Here is a 12,178-nt window from a genome sequence, read left to right as displayed (position 1 = left end):
GAGTTACTCATAAACTTTATACTCCAACAATGGTAAAACTGAAATCACTGCCCAATCCGCCGCAAGATGCGTTGCAAAAAGCCGGCTGGGATTGGGCTCTGGGCACCGACACGTCGCCCTACGTTGTCAATGATATGGTAGTCGTTAGCGAACAACAGGCCGAGAGCTACTATGAAGCTGCGGGTACATTATACGATATGCTGGTCGAAGCGGGGCAATATGCCATCGATCAAGGCCTTTTCAAGGAAATGGGTATCCCGGAGAACCTCATCGAGCTAATCAAATTTTCTTGGAGCGACGACAGGCAAATCCACCTGTACGGCCGGTTTGACTTCGCCGGAGGGTTTAACGATGAGCCGGTCAAACTGATCGAGTTTAATGCCGATACCGCCACCTGCATTCCCGAAACGGCCGTTGTGCAATGGGCGCATTTGCGTATGAACGGGATGGACGAATCGAAACAGTTCAATACGGTGTTTGAAACACTGGTAGGCCAGTTTGTTTATTTAAAGGAAGAAAACAGCGATCTCACACCGTCGATGTTGTTCTCGGCCATGCGCGGTTACCCCGAAGACGACACCAATGTGGCCGTGTTGATGGAAGCGGCGAAAGAAGCAGGTTTCGATGCCGAATTCGCGTACATCGACGATGTGGAATTTTCAAACGGTGAGGGAATATTCAGCCAGGAGGCAGAACACGGGCATTTTGTCCGGTTTGATTTCTGGTTTAGGCTGGTGCCCTGGGAACACATTGGAACCGACGAGCCGGAACTGGCCGCCATGCTCACTGAGATCGTGAAGAACAGGAAGGCGGTCGTTCTGAACCCCGCCTACACGTTGTTATTTCAATCCAAATACATTTTAAAAATTCTGTGGGACCTTTACCCATATCATCCCTTGCTGCTACAAACCGAGCGTTACGTGCTGCCACATAAAAAATCGGTGAGCAAGGTGTTGCTGGGACGCGAAGGTGCGAATGTTACCATCCACGACAAGGGGGGCGAGGTACTGGAAACTGCGGCAGGGGAATACGATGGGCAATCGCGCATTTACCAGGAATACGTTGCCCTTCCTATGGACGCCGATGGCCGTACTTACCAGGCCGGTGTATTCTATGCGGGGGAAGCCTGTGGGCTGGGGTTCAGAAGGGGTGGGAAGATATTGGACAACACGGCACAATTTGTGGGGCACGTAGTTGACTAATATAGTACGTAAATTTACTTGCCTATAAATCAGAATGTTACCGAAGGATCATTGAATCGACCGTTTACTAATCAATTTGCTGAAATGTCCATGGCAGCAGCGAAGTTTGTACAGGTTTTACAAGTGCTGTTGGTATGAAAGTTTTAAGGGAGCCCAAGCTTGGTCAGCAGTTCAGCATATTCACCGATCCTTAATTCTTAAAAGACAAGTCATGATTCACGAGAAAATTTTTCAACTAAAAAGCGGCAGGGAGGTCAAAGTCGTTGTAAAAAGTTACTTCCTCCATGATAATCCGCAGCGCGATACGGATTGCGAGATTTTAATCCGCGAACCCAAAGAGAAATACTTTCGCACACCGATCGGGGTCAACCACCCTCAATACTGGAAAATGAAGCGTTCCAGCGCACAACAGGCCAAGGTGATCCTGATGGAATACAGCGGGATCACGCAGCGCCAGATCAACCAGGCCATTACCGAATTTAACCGGATTCTCAGTTACCCGCCAGCACACATCGGGATGCTCTATGAAAGCGAGCTGGTTTAAGCAACGGTTAAATTTTCACATCAGGCACTGAATAGAATTAAATAACGCACACTAATACCGGGCATGGTGGACACCGCAGAGTCTAATCATTGCCCGGTTCTTTTTTGTACATATATTAGCTACCTTCTGCGCTTCGACGTCATTGAATTTACTAATTTAAGCCCGTCATGCATTTTTTCGGGCCTCTATGAAGTTTAAAGGTGTTTTACTCATTGCCGCGCTGACATTGACCGCGGTAACCGCAGGCTATGTAATAAGGTTCTCTCCACTTTTTAAATCGGATGGCCATTCTGCTGACGTGCTGAACGCCGCCTTTGCAGAGCAGCCTGTTGGATATATCAACAGGGCCGATTCCATAGGCGTGGCCAACCCGGACCTCCAACATATTTCAATTCAACTTCATCCAAATACGACAGAGGCGCCGCTTGCTGCTGCGCTAAAAGGGCTCGTTGCCGACAAGGATTTACTTCTGACAGTAGTGGCCGGCCAGGACGGGGCGTTAGGTATGGTGACTGACGGTGCATTCGACGATGCACTGCGTTCCCTCTGCCGGCTATTGCCTGACGCAAAACGCGTTTACCTTCGCTGGGACCCCGATATGGAAGTGCCCGTGCAACGCTATTCGTGGCAATACCAATCTCCGGTCGATTATATCGGGGCATTCAGGCATGTGGCTAAAACTTGCCGGAATACAAAGCCCGCTTTGCAAATTATGTGGTCACCGGCCGGTTACCCGGGGACGGAAGAGTACTGGCCGGGAGGCGATGTGGTAGACGCGATTGGAATCTCGGTGAATGGCCCAAGCGAGCTGGCGGCGACGGCTTTTCCACGGGATCCTGACCTAAGGACCTCGCTCCGGAGAAAGTTAATTCGGACGCGGTTGATGAACAAACCGGTTTGGGTGTTTGCTACCGGTAACGATAGTCTTGTTAATGCATTGCAAAGTGATTTAAGGGAGGCGGCAAAGGAGCTCAAACGTGATTCTACATGGCTTTTTCAGGAATACACGATTAACCCGCCGAAGGGCAGACCAGCCAATGCTCCGCCGCTTTTGGGCGTGTATGATCCGAAGCAGACACTTGCGGGTTCCAAAGTCGTGCAGGCCGAGCATTTGTTTGTCGACCTGGTGAATATTCAAACAGGCAGTTTTGCGAGGGATTTCGAGGCAATCGTCGGGCGTGGGCACCAGGTGATCGTGTCCGTAGAGCCCTGGCGCGACGGCAAGGTCCGAAAGGATTCTTCGGTGTTGCAAAATACTATTCTGGGCGTTTACGATGAGGAGTTCAAATCGCTCTTTTACACGATTTCGAAGACTAATCTTCCGGTTTACGTCCGTTTTGCACACGAAATGGAAATACCCATACACAGGTATTCATGGCAAAGCCAGGACCCTGTTTTGTACATCAAGGCTTATCGGCATTTTATGGAGCTGGGGAAAGGAGTGAAAAATGTTAATAAAGTGTGGGGCCCTGCCGGGGACAGAGGTTCTATGGAATGGTATCCGGGTGGCGACGCGGTCGACTTCGTCAGTATCGCCATCTACGGCTTGCCGGATAAAAATATTACCGATCCGACGAAACAGGAATCTTTCGAAACGATTTTCAACCGCAAGGTATGGCGCATGCGTTGGACCTCCAAACCAATTTTTATAACGGAATTTGGTGTGAAAGGCCCGGAAGACTTCCAGGCCGAATGGTTGGAAAAAGCCGGGGCGGTATTAGCTGCCCACGGGGAAGTGGTCGGTGTATCTTATTTCAATCTTGCCGATAACCCGGAGGTCTGGGGTGATATCCCGCCGCCTGACTGGGGTATCAGCCAATCTACTTTCGATCGCTTCGTAGGGGCATTGAAATCCGGGCGTTAACGGTCCCAGGCTTTTTTCGCAGGTTCCAGCGGCGTATTCAATTCTGATTTGACGATGGCACTTACCGTTTCGCCCCGCAGGACGTACAGGTACAATTGATACAAGGACGGATGTTTCGGAATGGTCAAAGTCAACCGGGGCCCGTTTCCGGCATCGGTCATTTCAACAGGATTGTTGAAGCCGTCCGTTCTGACAAGTTTCCATTCAAGCTGAATGCCATTTATTGGTCCATTAAGAACTTTCCATTGGCCATTTTGGAGGATAATCGCGTGGTAATCCAGCAGGGTACCTTCGAATGTAGCGATGGCTGGTTTAAGAATTTTGAAATGTGGGACAGGTAGGGGGGCTTCTCCGCCGCTCCATATCGACTTCAGTATTTGCAATGAATGCTTCGGCCTGCCGGCATAGTCGTGCAGGCCATCAAAACTTACGTGCTCGACAATCTTTTCGTCCTGCCAGTTGGAAATAAATGTTCCGGCCTGCCGTTCCCGGGAGCTTGCCAGTCCATCTGCGCCGATGTAGCTGAAATAGTAAGGAACTGTAATCTTCCGAAGGGTCCCTTCTACGGGTTTTTCCCCCACGTCCGTCAACACCAGCCCGAATGCATCAATCGCGGGTGCAACCTGCTTGATCAGATAGGCGAGCTTTTGAGTTTCGGCATTTATTTCAAGATCTACTGTAACCGGACGTGAACCGTCGATTTTCTTAATGGCTTCGCTGGTTTTTTTTAACCAATACAGATATTGCTTTTGCTCCTCGGTACTTTCTGAACGGCGGTGGCGCTGAATGGCGGCATTGCCGATGTTCCAGGACACAATGTGTTTTTGATATTGGAGCCGGCTCACGGTGGCCAGTATTTCACTGGCAAGGTCGTCGGCACCGCTTTTATCCGCTACGAAATCAAGCGTTTCGGGTACCCAGAAAGTATAATGCACCCGGATTCCCGCCCGCCCCGTTGCCTTCATTATATTGTAATCATAAATGCCGGGACCGAAATGCCGGATCGCATTGATGCCCGCCTGGCTCATTTGCGCGAGGTCGGCTTCAAGCTCGTGCTTTGTGAATGCCGGGTACCGGCGCGACCAGTTATGGCCTTTGGTGTAGTTCACCCCACGCGTCCCTTTAAAAAATGCAACGGATTTTTGTGTGCCTTTTGCATTAGGCTCACGAACGCCCATCGCGCGGAAAAGTGCGGGAACATCAGGCTGCCGTGGAGGTTTTCGCTTTGTCAGGCTGAGGGCATATACCTGGTTTTCAATCGAGATGGCCAGGTTTTGTTCGAGTTGGGGATTGAAACGTCTGAAATATACGATGAAGCTGATAAGCAGCACGGTGATCAGAAAAGCCGAAGTCCTCACACCACTGTAAATGCGTCTGCGCAGAATCCAGAAATTGCCCTTCAATTCCTTAATTGCCCCAAATGCAGTACTCAGGAAGCGCGAAGAGCCGGAAAATTGACGGATTTGCTGTTGTCGGCTTGCGGCGATATTGAAGCACATGAAGAAGCAGTTCAGGCCTGCAAACCCGGCCATAATAAGATTGTATGGGTTCAGGTCCTGATACAGGCCGTAAACGATGGCCATTAAGGATATGCCGAGTACTGCCAGGTTCGGGACGTTCAGCGGCCAGTTGTTGGCTTCGTTGCCATCCTTTGGCGTAGGTACGTAGGGAATTTTCTTGCCTGAAATCGTGTAAAGGACACCCAGAATGAAAATCCACCAGGTCCCGATCATCAGCAGGCCCCCTATCACGTGAAATCCGCGTTCCTCATCCTCCATTACCCACCATTGCACAAAATGCCGGATGAGGATAATGCAGGAAACCATCGGCAGACTGACCAGCAGGAAATCGGTAAGGTCGAAATGCATCGGGCTGACGTCGAATATCAGCGCCAGGATGGGAATCAGGAAGTTGATCAGGAAAATGAAGCCCGATAAATAATGCAAGGGGATCGTCCCGTAATGGATGCGCTGGCTCCACGTAAACTTGGAGAAAAGCTTCGGATAAACGTGCACAAACAGGTCAAACACCCCGCGCGACCATTTCAACTGTTGTTTGTAATAGGCTGATAGGGTCGAAGGCACCAGTCCGCGAGCCAGCACGGCGGGCACATACATCGACTTCCACCCCTTCGCATGCAGTTGCATGGAGGTATGCATGTCTTCCGCCAGCCCAGCCGCATGTCCGCCAATGGATTCCAGCGCGGTGCGGCGGAAAGTACAGTTCGCGCCGATTGCGAGCACCGTTCCATAGTGGTTCATGGTCATCATCATCGGGCCGTAAAACTGGTAGGTTTGCTGAGCGGCACCTTTCGCTATAAGGCCCTCGTCATGATTTTTGTAGGCCTGCACAATTTGCACGTAGCCGATTTCAGGGTTGTCGAAATGCGAGACAATCGGGTCGAGGAAGTCGGGGAAAGGGACGTGGTCAGGGTCGAGCACCACACAAAGTTCTCCTTTTGAAATGCGCAATGCATTATTAATGTTCCCGGCTTTGGCGTTCCGTTTGTCAGTGCGCGTTACGTGATGCACACCCAGTCGCGCGCAGACCTCCCGCAGGTAAGGATCATCAGCTTCGTCGCACAGGTAAGTTTCATGCGGATAGGTAATGGCCTGTATCGCAGTCAGTGTCTCTACGATCATTTCGTAAGGCTCGCCTGCGCAAAAAGTCGTGAAAATGTCAACCGTATACCGGCGTGTGAGCGTCGGTGTCGCAGGAACGGTGATGAACAGGTAATGATACCACTCGTGCAGCACTTTCAGGCAGGTGAAAACAAACGTCACTACTAGCATCCAGTATAGCGGTGCAAAGCCCCTGACCGCCTCGGAGAGAATACTGGAAAGAAAAAATCCCATCGAGACCAATCCGAAGAAGATCATCAGCCGCAGCATGATCAGCTGCTTCCGGGAGGGAGGTTTTACGTATAATGCTTGCTTCATGGCGCTCCTACAACATAAAATGGGGTGTTGCATGAAGCGAAATTCCCCTCATTGTCATAAATCGTTGCAAAAATCCGGTAGGGCCCTTCCTCCTTCGGTGTTGGAAATGTGAGGCGGAGGTTTTGGCCGGAGTTTTCTGCCGTTGCGACCGGCATTAGCTTCCGCGTGCTGTTGATCCCGTTTTTGCGATACCAGTCTTCCCGAAAGACCTGCCAACGGATCGATCGGATGCGGTCGTGCCCTTTTAAAAGCAGCACTTCCGCCGATGCCGGTACAGCCGGGTTCAGCAGCACATTGTCGCGCGCGCCCTGGCCATTTAGCAACATATATTTTACCTGGGGATAGATAACCGGCGATGGTTGGCCCGTCCAAACCCTCTGCATTGTACCAACAGCCTCCGAAGCATTGCCGTTTTCATCGAATATACTGAACCACGTATGGGTCGTTTCCTGCTTGTTACCCCAGAAGAAAATACAGGCGCCCAAAAAACGGGGATCTTCCAGCGGCATGTATCGTTGATACCGCTCTTGGTAAATCTCGGCCTTCTTTTTACTGGTGTCCTCGATGTATGCCCCCCAGGCCGTTTGCTCAGTTCCCTTCCATGGTCCGTTGATACCCCATTCGAGCAGCATGTAAGGGCCTCTCCAAAGCCAGGCAAAATCGTCGAGGTCGTTGCGCAGCAAGGGTAAATTACTGAAAATGTTGAAAGAGATCACGTCGATGTCGCAACGCAATAGGATATTGAAAATGTATTTTTTATTGAAGTTCAAAACGGTGGTTGTGACCGGATGGTCGGGATCTTCCCGGTGGATCATGTCGGTAAGCTCGTTGAACGAGTCGTAAAAATTTCCGTATGTCCATTTGTAAGGGAAGTCCAGTTCGTTCCCCAGGCACCACATTAGCACCGCAGGATGGTTTCTGTACCGTTTGATAACGGATTGCAATGCGCTGTAACGGGTTTTGGTAATTTGAGGATTAGTATAAAAAGGGATATCGCCGCTATTAGGTAGCGGAAGGCCTACGATTACCGCCAGATCGTGTCTTTGCGCACTGTCGAGAATTTGAGCAAGGTTTGTGGTATCCCAGGTACGCAGGGTATTTCCGCCGGCATCGCGTAGTTCGCGGAAATGGGAATAGCCTCCGGCACCCCTGATGTCGTAGGGTACTCCGTTTCTCACCACCTTGTAGTGGCCATCGCGCTCGTCGATGTACACCTTGGCCGATTGGTTTGGTTGTTTTTTGCGCAAACAGCCCGACAATATAGTTGAAAGTGTCAAAGCTAGCAGCAGCAGTGATTGAATACGGGTAGACAAGGTAGTGGGTATTTGTAACCGGGCGATATTCCCAGAGTAAAATACGGTAAAAATGACTTAAAACTGAAATGCTTTTCGAGTTAAGTCTCCGAGTGTTGATCTTACGCCGATACAGAAGTTTATGATTATTGCTTACCTTTATATGAAAAGTTTTGGTTTACTAAATTTTGAATTATTGTTTACATTGGAATGAAAGAAGACTCACTTTCGAACAGGGCCTACACAGAATTGCGGAAAAAGATACTTTCGAACCAGCTCACTTCGGGCACGCGGCTCAAAGAAGATGAATGGTCTAAGAAGTTGGATGTCAATAGAATGGCAATCCGGGAGGCGCTGACGCGGCTTTTAGGTGAACAGCTGATTGTGCAAGGGGAAAAAGGAGGCTTTTTTGTGAAGACGCTAACGCTTGAAGACAGCCACAAGATCCGCGAGCTTCGCGAGATCCTGGAAGTGGGTGCATTGCGGTTGCTGATCCAGAAAATCACAGCCGGGCAGATTTCCGAACTCGACCGTATTTGCGATGACTTCTCCTCGATGGTTGAGCGCGGGTATTTTGGCGGTGCATGTGAGGCGGATGTTAAATTTCATGAGACATTAATAGAATGTGCTGGTAATGAGCGGCTTGTTGATTTGTACCAGGCCAGTAATATTCCTTTGTTTCACCAGAAACTGGGTAAAACCCAAACGCATATGGACGACTACGAGCTGACGGACCAGGAGCATCGTGAGATCGTTGCGGGAATTAAGGATCGTGATATCAAGCGCGCGGAGGAAGCACTTTTAAAACATCTCATACGCGGTGAAGTCGCGTCAATGGATCTGGCGTGACAGATCAATAATACATTTTGTGTTCCACAGGCCGGTTTCTCCTCTTGAAACCGGCTTTTTTTTGCCAAAGGAATTTCTGTTCAAAAGGATTGCGGTCGACGCGTATTTGGCTGGCTGTCGTATTCTCGATAGATCGTTTGCTTTAAGTGACAAACAATAATTTTTTCTAAATTTTTTTGTTGACAAAAAAATAATATATTTGTTAACATAATTTAGATAGCCTCTTGTGCGCCCACCTCGTCCGGGGATAGGCGTTTTCCGTTGCCCTGTTAAACCCATTACTGTTCCGAAATCTTCGTTTATGAAAAAATCTCTAAAATTCCCGGAATCTCTTCCTTCTGAGATTCCTTTGCTGCGGTTTCGTATACGTAACCGTTTTCGGGTTCTCTCGCTGCTGATATGTGTGCTGGCGGTAGCAGCCCACGTCAGTGAGACCTATGCACAGCAGAGTAAAAAGATCACAGGGAAAGTCATCGACCAGAAGGGCGCGCCGGTGCCCGGGGCGTCTATCGTGGTAAAGCATTCTACTTTGGGGGCCATTGCCGACAAGGATGGCATGTTCGACATTTCGGTGCCGGAAAGCGCCGCCTCCGTCGTGGTTTCGTATATCGGCATGAAGACGCAGGAGGTGCCGATTGGGAACCAGAGCGCACTGGGAGAAATTACGCTGGCGGACGACGCCATGGGCTTGCAGGAAGTGGTGGTAACGGCGCTGGGGATCGAGCGGGCAGCCAAGACGCTCACCTACGCGACCCAGAAAATAGGTGGCGATCAGGTAAATGAGATCCGGGATGCCAATTTTACCAACACACTTTCAGGAAAAATTGCCGGGCTTACCATTACGCCTTCTGCGAACGGCCCCGGTGGTGCCACCAGGATCGTTTTGCGGGGAAACCGGTCGATTCAGGGCTCTAACAATGCGCTGATCGTCGTGGATGGCGTGGCTATCGATAACTCCACGCCCGCAGGCCAGGTAGGCTACGACGCGGGCGGGCATAGCGGGAGCGACGGGGCATCGAGCATCAATCCCGACGATATTGAGTCGATCAATGTGCTCAAAGGTGCCGCGGGAGCCGCACTTTACGGTAGCCGCGCTGCAAACGGGGTGATTATGATCACGACCAAAAAGGGAAAAAGCGGGAAAGTTAATGTGAATGTCAATTCCGGCGTGACCATTGATAAGGCACTTGTTACACCGTCTCTGCAGAATACTTACAGCCAGGGATCGGGCGGCGTTTACTCAACACTTACTAACGGAAGCTGGGGTGCTCCCATTACCGGCCAGAGCGTGCAGGATTGGACGGGTAATACCGTTTCATTGAAAGCATATCCCGACAATGTCAGGGATTTTTTCAAGACTGCGGTGTCCACAAATAACTCGGTGGGAGTGAGTGGCGGCTCGGAGAAAGTGCAGTCCTATTTTTCTTATGCCAATAATTATATCAATGGAATCGTGCCCCACAACAGGCTGTCCAGGAATACTTTCAATGCAAGGTTGAGCTTCGATATCACGAGCCGGCTTTCTGCGGATGCCAAAGTGACCTATATGCTGCAGAATATTTTCAACAAGCCCGGCGTGGGAGGCGACGGTATGGTGGTGGCCAATACATACCGGATGCCGCGCAGCGTTGATCCCGAAACCCTTAAGTCTTATAAAAAAGTAGATGTTACCGGCGTGGAAACACCTACTTTCTGGACCACCCCCGACGCGGTTTATATGAATCCATACTGGACGATCAACAATACCCATCGCGACGAAAACCGCAGTCGCGTAACAGGATTGTTTGTTTTGAGATACAAACTGACCGACTGGCTGAACATCCAGGGAAGGGTGAGTTCGGATAGTTACAATGATTTTATCAGCCAGAAATACGCCAACAATACCGTCAACTATGCCCGCCAGCCGGGTGGATATTATTCCGAAGGCAATGATTACATCGCCGAGCGTAATGCCGATCTTTTGCTGACCGGTACAAACCACATTGCGCCGGATTTGAAACTGACGTATAACCTGGGTGGTTCAATTCTCAACCGGAGTATGCGGCACCGGATCAATGCAGCCGACGGGCTTGGCTTCGCCAACAAATATGACCTGAGCTATGCCACGACACTTAAAACGGAAACTGCTACGGCGAGAAGACAATTGCAGTCGCTGTATGGAACAGTTCAGTTCGGCTACAAGGATTACCTCTTCCTGGACCTGACCGCCCGCAACGACTGGTCGAGCACACTGCCATCGCCCTATTCCTATTTCTATCCGTCCGTAGGTCTGTCGGCAGTCATTTCCGAGATGGTGAAGTTGCCGCAATGGGTGAACCTGGGTAAAGTACGGGGATCATTTACGAAGGTCGGTAATGACGCGGATCCTTACCTGCTGGGTCAGACGTATACTTATATCCGTGGGGGTTTTGGGGGCTACATAGCCAGCAGCAGCACCAAAGCAATTGCGAATCTGAAACCGGAATTGACTCAGTCGATTGAATTGGGGACCGAATGGCGGTTCTATAACAATCGCCTGGGCATCGATTTGACCTACTACAAAACCAATTCTAAAAACCAACTACTGCGCGTAGCGTCACCGGCTTCTTCGGGCTATTCGACGTTGAATGTGAATGCCGGGAATATTCAGAACAAAGGATTTGAAGCAGTGCTTTCGGTAAAACCGGTTGTTGGAAAGGATTTTAACTGGAATATCGGGCTGAACTACGCAGTGAATAACAGCAAAGTTGTGGAGCTCTACGACGGCGTTAGCCAGTTGTACCTGGGGTCGTCCACGAGCGTGCGTACGGCAACGCCATTGATTAAGGAAGGCGGCGCTTTCGGGGATTTGTACGGCTATAAATGGAAAACACTGAACGGTAAATATGTGGTGAGCGACAAAGGTGTGCCTGTCAAAACGGACGCGGTCGAGAAACTGGGTAACTATAACCCGAAATTCTCAGCCGGCTTTAGCAATAATTTCAGCTACAAGAACTGGGCGCTTAATGTGCTCGTGGACGGCAAGTTTGGAGGTGTGATCACATCGGGTACTGCCGCGCAAATGGCCGCTAACGGTACGGGTATAGATACCGAAAAATTCCGCGACGCGGGATCGTGGGTAGTCGAAGGTGTAACGGCTGAGGGGGCTCCGAATACCAAACCGGTTAATGCGGAGGCATTCTGGCAGACGGTCGCGCAGGGTGATTACTCCTGGGGAGAGTTTTTTACTTACCATGCCACCAACGTTCGTGTACGCGAATTATCGCTTGGTTATGATTTCAAAAACCTGCCCGGCTTGCTCAGTTCGGCAAGGCTATCGGTCGTCGCCCGCAACCTCTTCTTCATTTACCGCGGCAATGCGATACTCGACATTCCCGGCATTGGCAAGCGGAAGATGGATTTCGACCCTGAAATGAGTTTCGGTAACAGCAATTATCAGGGTATCGAGTATTTTAATTTGCCATCGACCAGGAACATAGGATTGAACCTCAAACTATCATTCTAAAAAC

The 12,178-nt window shown here is 50.2% G+C and carries 7 protein-coding genes; 5 read left to right on the top strand and 2 right to left on the bottom strand.

The features are described from left to right. Positions 1-29: 29 nt before the first annotated feature. From IEY24_RS23630 to IEY24_RS23620, 3 genes are all read left to right on the top strand, one after another. Positions 30-1,202 carry a glutathionylspermidine synthase family protein gene (locus IEY24_RS23630; protein WP_188936741.1) on the top strand — a complete coding sequence of 391 codons (1,173 nt, stop codon included), beginning with the start codon at positions 30-32 and terminating at the stop codon, positions 1,200-1,202. Between the two features lie 211 nt (positions 1,203-1,413). After that, entirely contained in the window at positions 1,414-1,746 is a 333-nt protein-coding gene (locus IEY24_RS23625; RefSeq protein ID WP_188936738.1) for a hypothetical protein, read from the top strand. Between the two features lie 187 nt (positions 1,747-1,933). Beyond that, positions 1,934-3,610: a glycoside hydrolase family 26 protein gene (locus tag IEY24_RS23620; protein WP_188936736.1), complete on the top strand. Its 1,677-nt coding sequence runs from the start codon at positions 1,934-1,936 to the stop codon at positions 3,608-3,610. Here the strand turns inward: IEY24_RS23620 and IEY24_RS23615 are convergent. Together IEY24_RS23615 and IEY24_RS23610 are read right to left on the bottom strand one after the other, a co-directional pair. Continuing rightward, a complete protein-coding gene (locus tag IEY24_RS23615) occupies positions 3,607-6,549 on the bottom strand; it encodes a glycosyltransferase family 2 protein (protein ID WP_188936734.1) in 2,943 nt (980 codons plus the stop codon). The genes IEY24_RS23620 and IEY24_RS23615 overlap by 4 nt on opposite strands. Then, a complete protein-coding gene (locus IEY24_RS23610) occupies positions 6,546-7,796 on the bottom strand; it encodes a glycoside hydrolase family 2 TIM barrel-domain containing protein (protein WP_229222942.1) in 1,251 nt (416 codons plus the stop codon). The genes IEY24_RS23615 and IEY24_RS23610 overlap by 4 nt, the downstream gene beginning before the upstream one ends. 255 nt (positions 7,797-8,051) lie before the next feature. On the opposite strand from IEY24_RS23610, the gene IEY24_RS23605 reads away from it, so the two are divergent. Both IEY24_RS23605 and IEY24_RS23600 read left to right on the top strand, forming a co-directional pair. Next, positions 8,052-8,690: a GntR family transcriptional regulator gene (locus IEY24_RS23605; protein ID WP_188936732.1), complete on the top strand. Its 639-nt coding sequence runs from the start codon at positions 8,052-8,054 to the stop codon at positions 8,688-8,690. A 301-nt stretch (positions 8,691-8,991) separates the two neighbouring features. After that, complete coding sequence (locus tag IEY24_RS23600; protein ID WP_188936731.1) at positions 8,992-12,174, top strand: SusC/RagA family TonB-linked outer membrane protein; 3,183 nt, start codon at positions 8,992-8,994, stop codon at positions 12,172-12,174. The last annotated feature ends 4 nt before the right edge of the window (positions 12,175-12,178 follow it).

This window comes from Dyadobacter endophyticus, from assembly GCF_014641595.1.
Classification (GTDB): Bacteria; Bacteroidota; Bacteroidia; order Cytophagales; family Spirosomataceae; genus Dyadobacter; species Dyadobacter endophyticus.
This window is presented reverse-complemented; position numbering and strand designations above follow the sequence as displayed.

Excerpts from the sequence above, each read along its gene's own strand:
- IEY24_RS23630 (WP_188936741.1), top strand. The coding sequence starts at position 30 with ATGGTAAAACTGAAATCACTGCCCAATCCGCCGCAAGATGCGTTGCAA.
- IEY24_RS23625 (WP_188936738.1), top strand. The coding sequence starts at position 1,414 with ATGATTCACGAGAAAATTTTTCAACTAAAAAGCGGCAGGGAGGTCAAA.
- IEY24_RS23620 (WP_188936736.1), top strand. The coding sequence starts at position 1,934 with ATGAAGTTTAAAGGTGTTTTACTCATTGCCGCGCTGACATTGACCGCG.
- IEY24_RS23615 (WP_188936734.1), bottom strand. The coding sequence starts at position 6,549 with ATGAAGCAAGCATTATACGTAAAACCTCCCTCCCGGAAGCAGCTGATC.
- IEY24_RS23605 (WP_188936732.1), top strand. The coding sequence starts at position 8,052 with ATGAAAGAAGACTCACTTTCGAACAGGGCCTACACAGAATTGCGGAAA.
- IEY24_RS23600 (WP_188936731.1), top strand. The coding sequence starts at position 8,992 with ATGAAAAAATCTCTAAAATTCCCGGAATCTCTTCCTTCTGAGATTCCT.